Genomic DNA, 16,859 nt, shown 5'->3' on the forward strand with positions numbered 1-16,859 from the left:
TCAACTCCCTACAGAGGGTGCGCGAAAAGGCTTATGCCTTTTGCTTGTTACGGCGGTTGCTGATGACCATGGAGGCCAGCACGAGGAGTACGGCGACCAGGAACATGCCCGTACCGATGACATTGATCTGAACGGGTGTGCCGCGCTGTGCCGAGCCCCAGACGAACATGGGGAAGGTGACGGTCGAGCCCGCGTTGAAATTGGTGATGATGAAATCGTCGAAGGAGAGCGCGAAGGCGAGCAGCGCACCCGCCGCGATTCCGGGGGCGGCGATCGGCAGGGTGACCCTGATGAAGGTCTGGAAGGGACCGGCGTAGAGGTCCTGGGCCGCCTGTTCGAGCCTCGGGTCCATCGACATCACGCGCGCCTTGACCGCCGTGACGACGAAGCTGAGGCAGAACATGATGTGCGCGATGAGAATCGTCCAGAAGCCCAACTGTGCGCCCATGTTGAGGAACAGGGTGAGCAGCGAGGCCGCCATGACGACCTCGGGCATCGCCATCGGCAGGAAGATCAGCGAGTTCACCGCGCCCCGCGCGCGGAAGCGGTAGCGGACCAGCGCGAAGGCGATCATCGTGCCGAGGACGGTCGCGCCGATGGTCGCCCAGAACGCGATCTGGAGGCTGATGGAGAGCGAGCCGCACATGTCGGCGACCCCACAGGGGTCCTTCCAGGCGTCCAGCGAGAACTGCTGCCATTCGTAGTTGAAGCGCCCCTTCGGTTTGTTGAAGGAGAACACCGTGACGACGACGTTCGGAAGGAGCAGATATCCGAGCGTGATGAGTCCCGCGATGACGACGAGATGGCGCTTGAGCCAGTTGACGAAGGCCATTTAAACCAGATCCTCCGTCCCGGACCTACGAATGTAGAGGGTGACCATGAAGAGAATCGCGGCCATCAGGATGAAGGAGAGGGCCGCGGCCGTCGGATAGTCGAGAATCCGCAGGAACTGCGTCTGGATGACGTTTCCGACCATACGGGTGTCCGTGGAGCCGAGCAGGTCGGCGTTGACGTAGTCACCGGCCGCCGGGATGAAGGTCAGCAGCGTCCCGGAGACCACGCCGGGCATCGACAGCGGGAAGGTGACCTTCCGGAAGGTCACCCAGGGCTTGGCGTACAGATCGCCCGCCGCCTCGTGCAGCCGGCCGTCGATGCGCTCCAGGGAGGTGTACAGCGGCAGGATCATGAACGGCAGGAAGTTGTACGTCAGACCGCAGACCACCGCGAGCGGCGTGGCCAGCACCCGGTCACCGGCGGTCCAGCCGAGCCAGTTGGTGACGTCCAGGACGTGCAGGGTGTTGAGGGCGCCGACGACCGGGCCGCTGTCCGCGAGGATCGTCTTCCAGGCGAGGGTGCGGATCAGGAAGCTGGTGAAGAAGGGCGCGATCACCAGGATCATGATCAGGTTCCGCCAGCGTCCCGCGCGGAACGCGATCAGATACGCCAGCGGATACCCCAGCACCAGACAGAGGATCGTCGCGGCACCGGCGTACAGGATCGAACGCAGGAACTGCGGCCAGTACTCGGACAGCGCGTCCCAGTAGGTGGCGAAGTGCCAGGTGACCTTGTAGCCCTCCTCCAGGGAGCCCGTCTGCACGGACGTGGAGGCCTGGTAGATCATCGGCAGCGCGAAGAAGACGACCAGCCAGAGAATGCCGGGCAGCAGCAGCCAGTACGGCGTGAAGCGGCCCCGCTTGCGCGGCGGCTTCTTCTCGGGCGCGGTCGGGGTCAGAGGCGGTGGCGCCTCGGTGAGGGTCGCCATCAGACCGTCGCCTCTTCCTGGATGCCGGCGTCGATGTCCTGGGCGGCGTCCAGGCCGAAGGTGTGGGCCGGGTTCCAGTGCAGGACGACCTCGGCGCCGGGCACGAGGCGGGCGTCGCGGTCGATGTTCTGGGCGTAGACCTCGAACTCGGGGCAGACGGGGCTGTCGATGACGTACTTCGTGGAGACCCCGATGAAGGAGGAGTCGGCGATCTTCCCGCTGATCCGGTTGCGGCCCTCGGGGATCTCCCCGGCCTCGTCGGCGTGCGCGAGGGAGATCTTCTCGGGCCGGACGCCGACGAGCACCTTGCCGCCGGTCGCCGCGGGCCCGGAGTAGCGCGCCTCGGGCAGGACCAGCTTCCCGCCGCCCGCCTTCAGCACGATCTCGCCGCCGCTCTTCGAGTCGACCTCGGCCTCGATGAGGTTGGAGGTGCCGAGGAAGTTGGCGACGAAGGTGGTGTTCGGGTTCTCGTACAGGTCGGTGGGCGAGCCGAGCTGCTCGACGCGGCCCGCGTTCATCACGGCGACCGTGTCGGCCATGGTCATGGCCTCCTCCTGGTCGTGCGTGACGTGCACGAAGGTGATGCCGACCTCGGTCTGGATGCGCTTGAGCTCCAGCTGCATCTGGCGGCGCAGCTTGAGGTCGAGGGCGCCGAGCGGTTCGTCCAGCAGCAGCACCTTGGGCGTGTTGATCAGCGCCCGCGCCACGGCCACCCGCTGCTGCTGGCCACCCGAGAGCTGGTGCGGCTTCTTACGGGCCTGCTCCCCCAGCTGTACGAGCTCCAGCATGTCCTCGACCTGCTTCTTGACGGACTTGATGCCACGCCGGCGCAGGCCGAAGGCGACGTTCTCGAAGATGTCGAGGTGCGGGAAGAGGGCGTAGGACTGGAAGACGGTGTTCACCGGCCGCTTGTAGGGAGGCAGCCGGGTGACCTCCTGGTCGCCGAGGTGCACGGTGCCCGTGGTGGGTTCCTCCAGGCCCGCGATCATGCGCAGGGTGGTCGTCTTGCCGCAGCCGGAGGCGCCGAGCAGGGCGAAGAAGGACCCCTGGGGCACGACCAGGTCCAGCGGCTGTACGGCGGTGAAGCCGTTGTCGTACGTCTTGCTGATGCCGGAGAGGCGGACGTCTCCGCTGGTGTCGGTGTTCTTGTCGGTCACGGTGATCACGCCCCAGTCAGCTTCGCGAACTTCTCTTCAAAGGCCGTCTCTTCCTTCGAGCTCAGCGAGCGGAAGGCGTGGGACTTCGCGGCCATGGCCTTGTCAGGGATGATCAGCGGGTTGTTCGCCGCATCCGGGTCGAGCTTCTCCAGCTCGGGCTTCACACCGTCGACGGGAGAGACGTAGTTGATGTACGCGGCGAGCTCGGCGGCCGGCTTCGGCTGGTAGTAGAAGTCGATGAGCCGCTCGGCGTTCGTCTTGTGGCGCGCCTTGTTGGGGATCAGCATGTTGTCGGTCGACGTCATGTATCCGCTCGCGGGAATGATGAAGTCGATGTCCGGGCTGTCCGCCTTCAGCTGTACGACGTCACCGGCCCAGGCGACACAGGCCGCGAAGTCGCCGCTGGTCAGGTCGGAGGTGTAGTCGTTGCCGGTGAAGCGGCGGATCTGGCCCTTGTCGACGGCCTTCTGGAGCCGCGCGATGGCCGCGTCGTAGTCGTCGGCGGTGAAGTTCGCCGGGTCCTTGCCCATGTCGAGCAGGGTCATGCCGATGCTGTCGCGCATCTCCGACAGGAAGCCGACCCGGCCCTTGAGCTTGGCGTTGTCGAGCAGGTCGGAGATCGACTTCACCTCGACGCCGTCCAGCGCCTTCTTGTTGTAGGCGATGACGGTCGAGATGCCCTGCCACACATAGGAGTACGCCCGTCCCGGGTCCCAGTCGGGATCGCGGAACTGTGCGGACAGGTTGGCGTACGCGTGCGGCAGGTTGGAAGCGTCCAGTTTCTGGACCCACCCCAGCCGGATGAGCCGGGCGGCGAGCCAGTCGGTGAGCACGATGATGTCGCGCCCGGTGTCCTGCCCCGCCGCGAGCTGCGGCTTGATCTTCCCGAAGAACTCGACGTTGTCGTTGATGTCCTCGGTGTACTTGACCGAGATACCGGTCTGCTTCTTGAACTGTTCGAGCGTGGGGTGGTGCTTCTCGCTCTCGTCCACGTCGATGTACTCGGTCCAGTTGGAGAAGCTGACGGTCTTCTCCTTGGCCGAGTGGTCCTCCGCGGAGACGCCGCCCTGGGTGTTCCCGGCCGCGGGGATGCCGCAGGCGCTCAGCGCGCCGAGGCCGCCGACCGCGAGCGCGCCGCCCGCGGAGGCACGCAGCAGGGACCGCCGGGTCATCGCGGCCCGGCCATTGCGGAAGCTGCGCCGCACGGCGGCCACTTGGGCCGGCGACAGGCGGTCGGGCTCGTACTGCTCCATGCGCTGATGCCCTTTCGGGAAAGTGGGCGGCCGCTGGTCAGGCGGCCTGAACAACGGCTATCGGTCCCCGAAGATCGTGCGGTGCCAGTCCTTCGCGGCCACCGCGGTGTTGTCGAACATGACGTGCTTGATCTGCGTGTACTCCTCGAACGAGTACGAGGACATGTCCTTGCCGAAGCCGGACGCCTTGTACCCGCCGTGCGGCATCTCGCTGATGATCGGGATGTGGTCGTTGACCCACACACACCCGGCCTTGATCTCCCGGGTGGCACGGTTGGCCCGGTAGACGTCCCGGCTCCAGGCGGAGGCGGCGAGCCCGTAAGGCGTGTCGTTGGCGAGCCGAATGCCCTCGTCATCAGTATCGAACGGCAGCACGACCAGCACCGGCCCGAAGATCTCGGACTGGACGATCTCGCTGTCCTGGGCGGCGTCGGCGACAAGCGTGGGCTTGTAGTAGGCACCCTTGGCGAGCTCCCCGCCCGGCGCCTCCCCTCCCGTCACCACGCGCGCGTAGGCACGCGCACGGTCGACGAACCCGGCGACCCGGTCCCGCTGGACGTGCGAGATCAGCGGCCCGAGATCGGTACCGGCGGCGAACGGGTCCCCGAGCCGGACGGTCTCCATCAGTGCGGCGGTGCGCTCCACGAACGCCTCGTACAACGGCCGCTGCACGTACGCGCGCGTGGCGGCCGTGCAGTCCTGCCCGGTGTTGATGAGCGCACCGGCGACGGCCCCATGGACGGCGGCTTCGAGATCGGCGTCGTCGAAGACGACGAACGGCGCCTTGCCGCCCAGCTCCAGATGGAGCCGCTTGACGGTGGCGGTGGCGACCTCAGCCACCCGCTTGCCCACCGCGGTCGACCCCGTGAACGAGGTCATGACCACATCGGGATGCCCGACCAGATGCTCGCCGGCCTCCTTCCCGGTCCCGGTGACGATGTTGATGACACCGTCGGGAATCCCGGCGTCGGTGGCGGCCTGGGCGAAGAGAAGCGAGGTGAGAGGAGTGATCTCGGCAGGCTTCAGCACGATGGTGTTACCGGCGGCGATGGCCGGAAGGATCTTCCAGGCGGCCATCTGGAGCGGGTAGTTCCAAGGTGCGATGGACCCGACAACCCCAATGGCCTCACGCCGCACATAAGACGTGTGATCCCCGGAGTACTCACCCGCGGACTGCCCCTGAAGATGCCGAGCGGCCCCGGCGAAGAACGAAGTGTTGTCGATGGTCCCCGGAACGTCGAACTCCCGGGTCAGCTTCAGTGGCTTCCCGCACTGGAGGGACTCCGCGCGGGCGAAGTCCTCGGCACGCTCGGCGAGCACGGCGGCGAACCGGTGCAGAGCGTCGGAACGATCACCGGGAGTGGCCGCCGCCCACCCGGGGAAGGCCTCACGAGCAGCGGCGACGGCCGCGTCGACGTCCTCGGCGCCCGCCAGCTCGTAGGTGAAGACCTCCTCACCACTGGCGGGATCCACGACCGAGTGCGTCCGCCCGGAGGTCCCCTTGGTGAGACGCCCTCCGATGAACTGCGCCCCTTCGGCGAACCGCTCCTGGGCCGGGAACCGGTCCGGGATGGCAGTGCCCGGATTGTGCATGTCGCTCTCCTCCGCCGTCATCCCTCGTTCCCCGAGGGCGGGTGGCGTAGCTCCAGCTCGATTTGAGTGCCGATCCTGACAGAGCAATGACACTCCTACAAGTGATTCCGTTGTTGCCTTTCGGTTACGCGACGGAATCTGTCGACCAGGTGTCGAGTCGTCCCCGAAAAGGCAGGACGGAGTGTCAGTGGTGCCTGTCAGACTCGCGTGCATGGGGAAGATCACGGGGAAGATCGATTCACAGGATGCCCTGGTCAAGCAGGTCAGGGCAGGCGCTCACATCAAGTATCTGCACTTCTGGGGCCACCGCCCGCTGCCGGACGGCCGAATCGGCGCGAGCTGTCTGAGTCAGTGGTGGCCGTCACCGTTCGTGGTGGACGGAGTGACCTATGCGACCGCCGAGCACTGGATGATGGCGGGCAAGGCGCGCCTTTTCGAAGATCAGGAAGCCGAACACCGCGTCCTGGCCGCCGGCCACCCCTCCCAGGCCAAGAAGGCGGGCCGCACGGTCCGCGACTTCGACGAGCAGACCTGGCGACGAGAGCGCTTCGGCATCGTCGTCGAGGGCAGCGTCCACAAGTTCACGGCCCACGACGACCTACGGCGGTTCCTCCTGAACACCGGCGACCGCGTCCTGGTGGAGGCGAGCCCGGTGGACCGGGTCTGGGGCATCGGCCTGGCGGCGACGGACGAGGCGGCGCACGCCCCGGAGCGGTGGCGGGGCCCGAACCTCCTGGGCTTCGCGCTGATGGAGGCGAGAGACACCTTGAGAAACGCGTAAGGGGCGGACCAGGGCCCGCCCCTCCTGCTCTTCTCTTCTCGTCTTGCCCCTAGGCGACAGCGCCGGCGACGACCGCGAGGGATCCGTCGTAGTAGTCGGGCTCGTCGTTCTCCGAGTTGATCGCGGCAGTGATGCCGATGGCGAGCAGCACGATCACGGCGACGCCGAGGATCGTCCCGATGATGCCCATGATGAAACCGGCCTGCGCCTGCCCGTGGTTGGTCGCCTCACCCCGCTCGGCCCGCTTGCGTCCCTTGATCCCGAAGACGATGGCCAGCACACCGAGGACCAGCGAGAGGATGCCGTACATGCAGAACAGGGCACAGGACAGGATGCCCAGCACCATCGCGGCGACGCCCATACCGTTCTGCGGCGGCATCGGCGGGGCGGGCCAGCCGCCGTACCCCTGCGGGTAGCCGGGGTAGCCGTATCCGACGGGCGCACCGGGCCCGCCCGGCGCGATGGGAGGCGGTGGCACGGACCCCATGGGCACGCCCTGCTCCGGCGCCGGGTACCCGTACCCCGGCGGCCCCTGCACGGGCCCCGCGGTCCCGGGCGGCGGAAACCCGTACCCACCACCGGGCACGGACGTCACGGTCGCCTGATCATGCACGGTCGGCGGCTGCGGCCCCTTCTCCAACGAGGGCCCACCCTCCGGCGGCGCCCACGGATCCCGCTCCCGCTGCACCTCGTCGTCTGCCATGCGCATGTCCCCCCGCTAGTCGTACGTGCGGCCATGTTACGGCCCAGTGCGAGGTGAGTTCGGGCCGGGCGCCTATGGGGGTGCCGGGTTCGGTTGTCTGGCGGGTGCGGGAGCGTCGTGGCTGGTCGCGCAGTTCCCCGCGGGCAGCTGCGCTGGGCTTGAACCGGGCGCCTATGGGGGTGCCTCGCGGTGTGGTCTGGCGGGTGCGGGTGCGTCGTGGCTTGTCGCGCAGTTCCCCGCGCCCCTGACGAGCTACACCTACCCTGCGCCGATACGTGCCCCCCTCGACCGCGGCGCCCCGCGCGCGCCACCACGGGCCGTTGGCCGCGTACGGCGCGCAGGGGACGGGGTGGGGGGTGTCCGCCCGCAGCGGCCGGCGTCCGTTACAGAGCCCTGTTTCGATGGACCGAGCCGCCGGACCGAGGACGGATACCCCCCACCCCGTCCCCGCCCCCACCACCGGACCGAACGCGCTACAGCAAGCCCCACCGAAGCCGAGCAGGCCGCCGCAGGCATCCAGGGGCGCGGGGAACTGCGCAAAACGCCCGCCCCCACCGCACCCGCAGACGACACACCCACCCGACCGACAACCACCCCCGCCTAACATGTTCCGCATCGATCAGCCGATCACCCGGGAAGGCCCCCATGACAACACCCGACCTCCACCCCTTCATCGCCACCCTTCCCAAGGCCGAACTACACGTCCACCACGTCGGCTCAGCCTCCCCCCGCATCGTCTCCGAACTGGCCGCCCGCCACCCCGACTCCAAGGTCCCCACCGACCCCGAAGCCCTCGCCGACTACTTCACGTTCACGGACTTCGCCCACTTCATCGACGTCTACCTCAGCGTCGTGGACCTGATCCGCACCCCCGAGGACGTACGGCTGCTGACCTACGAGGTGGCAAGGGACCTCGCCCGCCAGCAGGTCCGCTACGCCGAGCTGACCATCACCCCGTTCTCCTCCACCCGCCGCGGCATCGACGAACGCGCGTTCATGGAGGCGATCGAGGACGCCCGAAAGGCGGCGGAGTCGGAGTTCGGCACGGTCCTGCGCTGGTGCTTCGACATCCCCGGCGAGGCCGGCCTGGAGGCCGCGGAGGAGACGACGAGGCTCGCCACGGACGACCGCCTCCGCCCGGAGGGCCTCGTGAGCTTCGGCCTCGGCGGCCCCGAGATCGGCGTACCCCGCCCGCAGTTCAAGCCGTACTTCGACAGGGCGATCGCGGCAGGCCTGCACTCCGTCCCGCACGCCGGTGAGACGACGGGCCCGGAGACGGTGTGGGACGCCCTCACCCACCTCCGCGCCGAACGCATCGGCCACGGCACGAACTCCGTCCAGGACCCGAAGCTCCTCGCGCACCTGGCCGAGCACCGCATCCCGCTGGAGGTGTGCCCCACCTCCAACATCGCGACCCGGGCCGTCCGCACCCTCGACGAGCACCCGATCAAGGAGTTCGCGAAGGCGGGCGTCGTCATCACGATCAACTCGGACGACCCCCCGATGTTCGGCACCGACCTGAACAGCGAGTACGCGGTGGCGGCAAGGCTCCTGGACCTCGACGAACGCGGCCTGGCGGAGCTGGCGAAGAACGCGGTCGACGCGTCGTTCCTGGACGAGGCCGGCAAGTCCAGGATCAGGAACGAGATCGACACGTACACCGCCTCCTGGCTCGCCTCCTGAGCCCACCACAATGGACGCATGCAGAAGCTGACGGCCGTGGCACACCGCGGCGACCCCTACCGCGTCCGTGAGAACACGATCGACTCCCTGCGTGCCGCGCTCGACCGGGGCGCGGACGCGGTGGAGACCGACGTACGGCTCACCAAGGACGGCGTCCCCGTCCTGTTGCACGACGAGACGCTGAAGCGCCTGTGGGAGCACGACCGTCCGCTGCTGTCCCTGTCCGCGGCCGAGGTGCGGGGCCTGACGGACGGCAGGGTGCCGACGCTGGCGGACGCTCTCCAGGCCACCGACGGCCATCGCCTGATGCTCGACCTGCCCGGCACCAGGGAGGTGCGGGTCGCCCGCCGCGTGGTGGACGTGGTCCGTGAGCACGGCGCCCAGGACCGCGTCTACTACTGCGCCGACGCCACCGCGATGCTCGCCGTACGCGCGGCCGACCCGGCCGCCGAGATCGCCCTCACCTGGACGAGCCTCGCACCCCCGCGCCCCGCCCTCCTGGACGCGGTCAAGCCCCGCTGGCTCAACTACCGCTTCCCCCTGCTCGACGGCGCCCTCGCCGATCGCATCCACGCGGACGGCTACCTGATCTCCGTCTGGACCCCCGACACCCGCCGCTCGATGCGCCGCCTGACCGCGATGGGCGTCGACTCGATCACCACGAACCGCGTGGACGTGCTCTGCGCCCTACGCGCAAGCGCCAACGGGAACGCCAACGGGAACGCGAGCACGAACGGGAACGCGACCTGAGAGCCCCACGGCACCGCTACACCCGCGACCCCTGAGCCACGGTCGCCGCGTCGGCGGGAGTCGACCTGGTGACGTACTGCGGGACGGGGGTGTCGTCCGTGCCGGTGTCGCGGACCAGGCCGTAGCGGATCGCGCCGTTCGGGGGGCCGTAGTGGACGTCCTTGTCGACCGCGTCCCAGGTCGACGGGAACACGCTGAGGCCGTAGTCGGCGCCGCGTTCGTTCTGGACGAGGGTGACGCTGCCGTCGACGTAGAAGTACTCGTTCTGCCACATCTGCTGGGTGCCGGCGGGCGGGACGGCGTAGCCGGTGGTGGGGTCGCCCATGCCGGTGGAGGCGGTGTCGGCGGGGTTGAGCGGGTCGTCCATGCGGCGGCCGCCGCCCGAGGCGACGTGGAAGAGCTTGCCCTGGAGGCCGGTCCAGGCGGGCATGACCAGGCTGCCGGAGCGGGAGAGCGGTGCGATCTGCCAGCGGACGAGGACATAGCCCTTGCCGGTCAGGGTCACGCTGTCGCCACGGTGGTTCATGACGGCGTGCGCGCCGCCGGTGCTGGTGATGCCGGTCTCGGGGCGGTGCGGCAGGGCGGCGGGCGGGGTGTCCGGGTCAGGGGCCCGGTCGACGGCGTCCACGACACTGCCGTAGACGACGGTCTTCCGCCGGGTGGCCGAGGGCGACGGGGACGGGGTGGGCGAGGCCGAGGGCGTGGGCGTGGGGGACGCGGTGGGCGAGGGCGGCCGGTGGGTGCTGGCGGCCGTCGGCGAGATCGCCACGCGGGGTGCCGGGGTGTCCGGGGTCTGGGTGACGACGTACGCGCCGCCCGCGACGATCGTGGCGCCCGCGGTGGCCGCGACGACCGGCTGGGTGAGCGCGCTCATCACCTTGGCGGACCAGCTGACGGAGGCGACGGCGGTGGCGGCCGCGGCCGTCTTGCCGCCGAGGGCGAGGGACAGGGTGAAGCCGACCGGGACGGGCACGAGGGCGATCCCGACCAGCAGCCGCTCCGCCGGTACGACGGTCTCGCGGGCGTCGCCGCAGTAGCCGCAGCCGCGGATGTGCCGGGCGAGCCGCTTGCGCCAGACCGAGTCGGGGCCGCCGTCCCAGCGGCCGGTGAGTTCGCGCAGGTCGGGGCAGGCGCCGTCGAGGGCGCGGACGATGCCTCGGGAGGTCTCCAGGCGCTCCTTCATGCGCTGGACGCGGACGGCGGCGTGCTGGCGGCTGATGCCGACGGCGGCGGCGAGTTCACGCCGGGTGAGTTCGCCGGCGACCTCCAGCCACCACAGGGACAACAGTTGCCTGTCCTCGTCGTCGAGCCAGCGCACCGCCTCCGCGACCTCGCGCCGCTGTCCCTCCAACTGGAGCCGGAGCACGGTGAGTTCGGCGAAGTCGGCGGCCTCGCGCGCGGCCGACTCGTCCAGCGGGGCGGGGGTTCTGCGGCGGGCCCGGTCACGTATCTGGCGCATGGCGATGGCGACCAGCCAGGACCGGAAGCTGTCCGGGTCGCGCAGGCTGCCGAGGTTGTCGACGGCCCGCAGCATGGTCTCCTGGACGACGTCGTCGACGTCGGCGTGGCCGTTCAGGGCGCGGCCGACGATGTTGTACACCAGCGGCAGCCAGCCCTCGACGAGTTCGTCCAGCGCGCGCCGGTCGCCGTCCTGCGCCGCCGCGATGGTGTCGCGCCACTGCCGCGTGTCCACGTCGTCCTTTCCGGCCGGTGCCCCTCCGTGCGTGTTCGTGCGTGGAGACGGAGTGAAGGGCTCCGCGATAACACTTTTTTCGTCCCCTAGGGGGCCTCCCTCCACAACTCCCCTACGCTCAGCGGGAGTTGCTCAGGGTGAGACCAGGGTCGGGGCCCTCCTCGCCAACGATCCCGCCGCCTCGACGGCCCCGCAGGATGATCACACATATCCCACATCCGCAGGAGCCGCCCCATGCGTGACATCCGTCGCAGAAGCATCCTGACCGGCGCCCTCGCCGTACCCCTGAGCGCCGCCCTGCCGGTCTCAGTAGCACAGGCGCACACCACCGCCATCCCCACCGCCCCCGCGCCGGGCGCCGAGGCGCTACGCGCCGCCATCGCCGGACTCCCGGACGCGGACGCCACCGCGGCCCTCGTGCGGGTCGGTGGCAGCGGAGGCGGGTGGCGGGGCAGTTCGGGCGTGCACGACCTGGAGAGCCGCGGGCCCGCCGATCCGGCCGCGCGGTTCCGGGCCGGTTCGACGACGAAGGTGGTGACGGCGGCGGCCGTGCTGCGGCTGGCGCGGGAGGGGCGGATCGACCTGTGCCTGCCGGTCCAGCACTATCTGCCCGGTCTCCTCGGCAGGCGCTTCCGGCCGGTCACCGTACGGCAGTTGCTGAACCACACCAGCGGCATCCCGGCGGGCGACGGCCTCGGCACCACCTTCGAGGAGGTGTACGCCCACCGCTTCGACACACTCACTCCGCAGCGGGTGGCCGCGTCGGCGGGTGCGAAGGAGCCGGAGTTCCGCCCGGGCGGGGGCCAGCACTACCTCAACATCAACTACACGTTCCTCGGCCTGCTGATCGAGCGGGTGACCGGGCGGCCGTACGCCTCCGAGGCCACCCGGCTGGTGCTGGCGCCGGCCGGGATGCGGGACACGTACTTCCCCGGCACCGACCCGCGCATCCGGGGCCCGCACAACCGGGGCTACCAGGCGGTGCGGAGGGCCGACGGGACGACGGAGTTCCTGGACGTCACCGAGTGGAACCAGGCGGACCGGTTCGCCGCCGGGGACATGATCTCCACGACCGCGGACCTGGAGCGGCTGCTCACCGCCCTGTTCCGGGGCCGGATCGTGCGCGGTCCGCAGTTGGCGGAGATGTTCACGGTCCCCTCGGACGTCCCCGGCGCGAGCTACAGCGCGGGGCTCCAGCGTTTCGCGTCCGAGGGGAAGGTGTTCTGGGCCAAGTCCGGTGGCCGGTACGGCTACAACTCGGCGATCGCCGCCACCCGCGATCTGAGCCGCACCCTGGTCTGCTCGGTCAACTCCACCGACGCGAAGAGCCAGGACGCGAACCCGGTCGTGGTCAGGATCGTCACGGCCGCGCTCAAGTAGCGGGTACGGCGAGGGAGCCGGCCGGGGTGAGCGCCTCCAGCCGCTTGATCTTCCTGCGCACGACGTACAGCGGGATCACCCCGAACACCCCGAAGGCCATGTCGATCACGCTCCACCAGACCGGGATGCCCCGGATCGGTCCGCAGATCAGGGCGAGCGGGACGATCCCCGCGCAGGCGATCATGCCGAACTCGACGACCCAGATGTTGCGGACCGGGTCGCGGTAGGGGCCGTAGAAGGCGACCGCGATGACCAGGTGGGCGAAGGCCAGCCAGTCGGTGCCGTAGAGGAGGAAGGGGTAGTCGGAGTCGGCGGTGTCGAGGCCGCGCCGCACGCGGGTGATCCAGTCGGTCAGGGCGTCCGGCGCGGGGAGGTGCCGCAGCAGGTCCTCGGTCCAGCGCAGTTCGTGGACCAGCGGGAAGGCCGTGGCGCCGCTGAGCACCAGGCAGACGACGAAGAGGGCCAGCCACGCGCGGATGCCCCTGAGTTGGGCGGCTCTGTCGCTCATGGCAGCAGCGTACGCCTGGAGTTGAACACGTTCAAAAGAGGTTTCCGGTGGTGTGAGTCACCCTCCGATGTGGATCACCCTTCTGCGTGGGTCATCCTTCTGCGTGGGTCGCCCTTCTGCGTCGGTCACCCTTCCGCGTGGGTCACCCCCCCGCCACGGACCGCCGACGGCTCGTTCGACGGCGCCCGGGTCGCGGACGCCACGGCGGAGTCCGACGAAGCCGTGCGGGTGGGGGTCGGGTCCGACGGGGTGGCGCGGACGGCGGACGGGACCGTCGAGTCGGACGGGGCGGTGCGCGGGGCCTTCGACGGCCGGTCGCTGGGGCGCCGTTCGCTGGGCACGGGGCTCGGGGTGGGGGACGCGGACCGCTCGGGCGCGGGGCTGGTCACCGGCGGCGGGGCCATGGGGACGGTCGGGGCGCGGTGTGTGTCGGTGGCGGACAGACGCAGAGGCAGTACGGCGAGCGCGGCGACACCGACGGTCAGCGCGGCCCCGGCGGCGGCGCGCAGCAGCTTGCGGCGGGCGGCGCCGCGGCGGATCGCCTCGTAGTGGCCGGGCGGTGCGCCGAGGTAGTCGGCCGGTGGGCGCAGGAGGACGGTGAGCGGGTCGTCGGGGTCGCGGTCCGGGCCCTCGTCAGAGTGTGTGATCAAGGCTTCTCCTCAGATGGGCGCGGAGCAGTTCACGGGCCGCGTGGAGGTCGGCCTTGACGGTGCCCTCCTTGCGTCCGGTCAGCACGGACACCTCCCGGATCGGCATGTCAGCGTAGTAGTGGAGCAGGATCGGCACGCGCAGCCGTTCGGGCAGGGACTGCACGAGCAACCGGACCGAGGGGTCCGTCTGTTCGGTGGGCGGGCTGATCGCCGCCTCGGTGGTGGCGCGGCGCACGGCCTTGCGCTCGCGCTCCAGCTTGCGCCAGTGGTCGCGGACCAGGTTGGCCGCGGTGACGTAGAGGAAGCCGCGTGGTTCGTCGACGCTCGTCCAGCGGGCCCACAGGCGGGTGAACGCCTCCGAGGCGATCTCATGGGCGGTCCCGTCGTCGTCGACGAGCCGCCTGCACCAGCCGGCGAGGCGCGGGTAGAGGGCGGCGAACAGCTCGGACGCGGCCTTCTCGCTGGACCGTTTCAACGTTCTCCATAGGGTGGTGGCGTTCGCGGAGGAAGACCCCGGACCGGCGGGAGGGGTTCCCGCGCGGCCCGGGGCACGGACGCCGTCAGGGCTTCGCGGAGCGCAGGGCCGCGAAGACGATCACGTTGTCGAGGTAGCCGTCACCGGTGCGGGCGCCGCCGCAGGTGATCAGCCGCAGCTCCGGCCGGTCGACATCGCCGTAGACCTCCTCGGTGGGGAAGTCCGCCTTGGCGACCGTGCGCACCTCGGTGACGGCGAACACCGCCGACGTGCCGTTCTTCAGGCGCGTCACGATCTCGTCGCCCTTGCGCAGGTCCGTGAGGCGCCGGAAGACGCCGTCGCCGTAGGAGCCGACCGTGACATGGCCGAGGATCACCGACGGGCCCTTCTGCCCGGGGGTCGGCGAGTGCTCGTACCAGCCGGCCCGGTCGTGCGCGACGATCGGCGGCACCTGCACGCTGCCGTCCTTCGCGAGCCCGAGCCTCATGAGCGGGGTGTCGACGCCGATGGCCGGGACACTGAGCGCGACGGGGACCGAACGGCCCACGCCGGTACCGGACTTGGCGGCGGCGGTCGATCCACCGGCGGAGATTCCGCTCACTTCGCTCTCCCGCACGCCACTCCCGTCGGAGCCGCCCGGCCCACCGCAGGCGACCGCCAGCAGGGCCAGGAGGGCGACGAGGAGGGTGCGTACGGCCGCGGTGGCGCGGGTCCGCCGTGGCGGTGCTCCGACGGCAGCCCTCGGAGTGGTCCCGCCCGGCGTTCCGACGGCAGCCCTGTTGCCGGTCACGCCTCGTTCGCGCGCCGGCGACGGAGCAGCACGACCGTGCCGCCGCCCAGGAGGACGGCCGCGGCGGCGCCCCCGCCGATCAGGGCGCCGTTGGAGGAGCCGGAGGAGGTCGGGACCTCACCGGTGTTCGGGGCACCGCTGGGGACGACGGCGACCTGGCCCCGGGAGTCCGAGGGCACCGCGCTCGGAACTCGGGTCGGCTCGGCGACCTTGGACGGGACCGGGCTCGGCGCGGTGGTCGCGCCCGAAGCGTCCGAGGTGGCGGAGGGGACGGCGCTCGGGGAGTCGGACACCCCGTCGGCGAACGCGGGCATCGCGCCCGCCAGGACGGCGGTGCACGCGAGGGCCAGGGCACTGAGGCCGGTTCGACGCATGGATCGTTCTCTCTTTCGTCGTTCGCCCCACCGGCGCGGCCGGGGGGCGGTGGCGTTGATCGAGCGGAGAGACGACCCGGCCGGGAGCCAGGTTGTAAAGAGAAGGCAAAGACACGAGGGCCGTTCGCGCGGGCGAGCGGATACGTGGAACTGGCCCAAGACGCACGGCGCACGTCGGTGGCGCAGCGTCACCTGTTCGTCGACGCCGCTTCCACCGTCGTACCGGCCGTCCGCAGGGCCTGTCGCCGGTAGTCGCCCGGGGGTACGCCGTGCGCGGTGCGGAAGGCGCGGCTGAAGTCGGCGGCGTGCTGGAAGCCCCAGCGGGCGCCGAGGGCGTGGACCGGGTGGTGGCGCAGCAGCGGGTCGGCGAGGTCGGCCCGGGCGCGCTCCAGGCGCAGATGCCGTATCCAGGCGGCGACGGTGAGTTCGCGGTGCCGGAAGAGCCGGTGCAGATAGCCCAGGGATATGTGGTGGTGGGCGGCTATCACCGCGGGGGTCAACTCCGGGTCGGCGAGGTTGAGTTCGACGAACGCCTCGATCCGCGCGAGCAGCGCCTGGCGCCGGGTCTCCGGGGACAGCCGGTCCTCGGCGTCGACGTACGAGGCCAGGGTCGCGGCGGCCAGGTCGAGGGCCACCTCACCGAGCCGCCCGACCTCGCGCTCGCCGACCTCTCCCCGTCTGACGGCCCCGGCGACGCTGACGAGGTAGCGGGCGAAGACCGCGCTCATCCCGGTGGCGCCGGACATGGCGCGGGCGAGCAGCGGGTACAGCCGTTCGGGGCGTAACGGCAGCGCGGTCCTGGGCAGTTGGAGCATCACCATCTCTCCCCGCCCGGCGCCGGCGTGCGTCTCCAGGGGCTGGGAGGTGTCGTGGAGCAGCAGGTGGCCCGGGGTCAGCCGGGACTCACGGTCCCGCTGGGCGAAGCACAGGTCGTTCGCCATGACGACACTGAGTCCGTACCGCTCCGGGTCCGACCGGCGCACCAGGGCCGGCGAACGCACGGAGTGCAACTCCGGGTAGTCCAGCGCCGTCAGCACCACCGGCCCCAGCTCCGCGACGGTCACCACGGACCGGAAGTCGTCGGCGTGCGGGCTGCTGACCATCGACGGCACGATGTCCTGTGCCATCTGCTCACACCACCACGGAAACCGGTCGGCAGGCGGCAGATCCTCACTGCGCATGGTCACTATCACGTACTGTCCTCCCCCGGAAAGTCTCCGAAAACAGGACAGCACAGCAGTTTCAACGCCCTGTCATGGAATCCCCAAACAGGACCTTCACTCTCGCAACCACTGGGTCAACTCACC

General features: G+C 70.2%; 17 protein-coding genes. 4 read left to right on the forward strand and 13 right to left on the reverse strand.

The genetic code is table 11. The features are described 5' to 3' along the window. Positions 1-31 precede the first annotated feature (31 nt). The 5 genes from G3I78_RS28360 to G3I78_RS28380 are packed head-to-tail and all read right to left on the reverse strand — an operon-like array spanning position 32 to position 5,765. The gene (locus G3I78_RS28360; RefSeq protein WP_164429582.1) at positions 32-832 is read right to left on the reverse strand and encodes an ABC transporter permease; all 801 of its coding nucleotides are present in this window, start codon (positions 830-832) and stop codon (positions 32-34) included. Further along, positions 833-1,762, reverse strand: a complete 930-nt coding sequence (locus tag G3I78_RS28365) for an ABC transporter permease (RefSeq protein WP_164429584.1) — start codon at positions 1,760-1,762, stop codon at positions 833-835. It lies immediately after the preceding gene. Further along, positions 1,762-2,928, reverse strand: a complete 1,167-nt coding sequence (locus tag G3I78_RS28370) for an ABC transporter ATP-binding protein (protein ID WP_164429586.1) — start codon at positions 2,926-2,928, stop codon at positions 1,762-1,764. The genes G3I78_RS28365 and G3I78_RS28370 overlap by 1 nt, the downstream gene beginning before the upstream one ends. Beyond that, positions 2,925-4,172: a spermidine/putrescine ABC transporter substrate-binding protein gene (locus tag G3I78_RS28375; RefSeq protein WP_164429588.1), complete on the reverse strand. Its 1,248-nt coding sequence runs from the start codon at positions 4,170-4,172 to the stop codon at positions 2,925-2,927. The genes G3I78_RS28370 and G3I78_RS28375 overlap by 4 nt, the downstream gene beginning before the upstream one ends. Before the next feature lie 57 nt (positions 4,173-4,229). Continuing rightward, positions 4,230-5,765 carry a gamma-aminobutyraldehyde dehydrogenase gene (locus G3I78_RS28380; protein WP_164429590.1) on the reverse strand — a complete coding sequence of 512 codons (1,536 nt, stop codon included), beginning with the start codon at positions 5,763-5,765 and terminating at the stop codon, positions 4,230-4,232. A 211-nt stretch (positions 5,766-5,976) separates the two neighbouring features. On the opposite strand from G3I78_RS28380, the gene G3I78_RS28385 reads away from it, so the two are divergent. Further along, positions 5,977-6,546 carry an NADAR family protein gene (locus G3I78_RS28385; RefSeq protein ID WP_164429592.1) on the forward strand — a complete coding sequence of 190 codons (570 nt, stop codon included), beginning with the start codon at positions 5,977-5,979 and terminating at the stop codon, positions 6,544-6,546. Between the two features lie 49 nt (positions 6,547-6,595). On the opposite strand, the gene G3I78_RS28390 is transcribed toward G3I78_RS28385, so the two are convergent. Further along, complete coding sequence (locus G3I78_RS28390; protein ID WP_239158096.1) at positions 6,596-7,249, reverse strand: DUF4190 domain-containing protein; 654 nt, start codon at positions 7,247-7,249, stop codon at positions 6,596-6,598. A gap of 645 nt (positions 7,250-7,894) precedes the next feature. On the opposite strand from G3I78_RS28390, the gene G3I78_RS28395 reads away from it, so the two are divergent. Next, positions 7,895-8,932: an adenosine deaminase gene (locus G3I78_RS28395; protein WP_164429596.1), complete on the forward strand. Its 1,038-nt coding sequence runs from the start codon at positions 7,895-7,897 to the stop codon at positions 8,930-8,932. A gap of 18 nt (positions 8,933-8,950) precedes the next feature. After that, the gene (locus G3I78_RS28400; RefSeq protein WP_164429598.1) at positions 8,951-9,682 is read left to right on the forward strand and encodes a glycerophosphodiester phosphodiesterase; all 732 of its coding nucleotides are present in this window, start codon (positions 8,951-8,953) and stop codon (positions 9,680-9,682) included. Between the two features lie 16 nt (positions 9,683-9,698). Here the strand turns inward: G3I78_RS28400 and G3I78_RS28405 are convergent, their stop codons facing one another. Then, positions 9,699-11,375: a sigma-70 family RNA polymerase sigma factor gene (locus G3I78_RS28405; RefSeq protein WP_164429600.1), complete on the reverse strand. Its 1,677-nt coding sequence runs from the start codon at positions 11,373-11,375 to the stop codon at positions 9,699-9,701. Between the two features lie 234 nt (positions 11,376-11,609). On the opposite strand from G3I78_RS28405, the gene G3I78_RS28410 reads away from it, so the two are divergent. Further along, positions 11,610-12,755 carry a serine hydrolase domain-containing protein gene (locus G3I78_RS28410; RefSeq protein ID WP_164429602.1) on the forward strand — a complete coding sequence of 382 codons (1,146 nt, stop codon included), beginning with the start codon at positions 11,610-11,612 and terminating at the stop codon, positions 12,753-12,755. On the opposite strand, the gene G3I78_RS28415 is transcribed toward G3I78_RS28410, so the two are convergent. The 6 genes from G3I78_RS28415 to G3I78_RS28440 all read right to left on the reverse strand — a co-directional run bounded on the left by G3I78_RS28415 (position 12,748) and on the right by G3I78_RS28440 (position 16,679). Beyond that, positions 12,748-13,263 (reverse strand): hypothetical protein, encoded by a 516-nt coding sequence (locus G3I78_RS28415; protein WP_164429604.1) that lies wholly within the window; start codon positions 13,261-13,263, stop codon positions 12,748-12,750. The genes G3I78_RS28410 and G3I78_RS28415 overlap by 8 nt on opposite strands. Positions 13,264-13,388: 125 nt before the next feature. Continuing rightward, entirely contained in the window at positions 13,389-13,913 is a 525-nt protein-coding gene (locus G3I78_RS28420; RefSeq protein ID WP_164429606.1) for a hypothetical protein, read from the reverse strand. Next, positions 13,897-14,388: an RNA polymerase sigma factor gene (locus G3I78_RS28425; RefSeq protein WP_164429608.1), complete on the reverse strand. Its 492-nt coding sequence runs from the start codon at positions 14,386-14,388 to the stop codon at positions 13,897-13,899. The genes G3I78_RS28420 and G3I78_RS28425 overlap by 17 nt, the downstream gene beginning before the upstream one ends. An 85-nt stretch (positions 14,389-14,473) precedes the next feature. Next, positions 14,474-15,052: a class F sortase gene (locus tag G3I78_RS28430; RefSeq protein ID WP_239158107.1), complete on the reverse strand. Its 579-nt coding sequence runs from the start codon at positions 15,050-15,052 to the stop codon at positions 14,474-14,476. Between the two features lie 122 nt (positions 15,053-15,174). Beyond that, positions 15,175-15,552 (reverse strand): Tat pathway signal sequence domain protein, encoded by a 378-nt coding sequence (locus G3I78_RS28435; protein WP_164429610.1) that lies wholly within the window; start codon positions 15,550-15,552, stop codon positions 15,175-15,177. Between the two features lie 188 nt (positions 15,553-15,740). Continuing rightward, positions 15,741-16,679, reverse strand: a complete 939-nt coding sequence (locus G3I78_RS28440) for a helix-turn-helix domain-containing protein (protein WP_239158097.1) — start codon at positions 16,677-16,679, stop codon at positions 15,741-15,743. Between the last annotated feature and the right edge of the window lie 180 nt (positions 16,680-16,859).

Source organism: Streptomyces sp. SID13726, assembly GCF_010548375.1.
Classification (GTDB): Bacteria; Actinomycetota; Actinomycetes; order Streptomycetales; family Streptomycetaceae; genus Streptomyces.

Bases quoted from the DNA above. Each gene is read 5' to 3' on its own strand.
- G3I78_RS28360 (WP_164429582.1), bottom strand. From the start codon at position 832: ATGGCCTTCGTCAACTGGCTCAAGCGCCATCTCGTCGTCATCGCGGGA.
- G3I78_RS28365 (WP_164429584.1), bottom strand. From the start codon at position 1,762: ATGGCGACCCTCACCGAGGCGCCACCGCCTCTGACCCCGACCGCGCCC.
- G3I78_RS28375 (WP_164429588.1), bottom strand. From the start codon at position 4,172: ATGGAGCAGTACGAGCCCGACCGCCTGTCGCCGGCCCAAGTGGCCGCC.
- G3I78_RS28380 (WP_164429590.1), bottom strand. From the start codon at position 5,765: ATGCACAATCCGGGCACTGCCATCCCGGACCGGTTCCCGGCCCAGGAG.
- G3I78_RS28385 (WP_164429592.1), top strand. From the start codon at position 5,977: ATGGGGAAGATCACGGGGAAGATCGATTCACAGGATGCCCTGGTCAAG.
- G3I78_RS28390 (WP_239158096.1), bottom strand. From the start codon at position 7,249: ATGGCAGACGACGAGGTGCAGCGGGAGCGGGATCCGTGGGCGCCGCCG.
- G3I78_RS28395 (WP_164429596.1), top strand. From the start codon at position 7,895: ATGACAACACCCGACCTCCACCCCTTCATCGCCACCCTTCCCAAGGCC.
- G3I78_RS28400 (WP_164429598.1), top strand. From the start codon at position 8,951: ATGCAGAAGCTGACGGCCGTGGCACACCGCGGCGACCCCTACCGCGTC.
- G3I78_RS28410 (WP_164429602.1), top strand. From the start codon at position 11,610: ATGCGTGACATCCGTCGCAGAAGCATCCTGACCGGCGCCCTCGCCGTA.
- G3I78_RS28415 (WP_164429604.1), bottom strand. From the start codon at position 13,263: ATGAGCGACAGAGCCGCCCAACTCAGGGGCATCCGCGCGTGGCTGGCC.
- G3I78_RS28435 (WP_164429610.1), bottom strand. From the start codon at position 15,552: ATGCGTCGAACCGGCCTCAGTGCCCTGGCCCTCGCGTGCACCGCCGTC.
- G3I78_RS28440 (WP_239158097.1), bottom strand. From the start codon at position 16,679: ATGGCACAGGACATCGTGCCGTCGATGGTCAGCAGCCCGCACGCCGAC.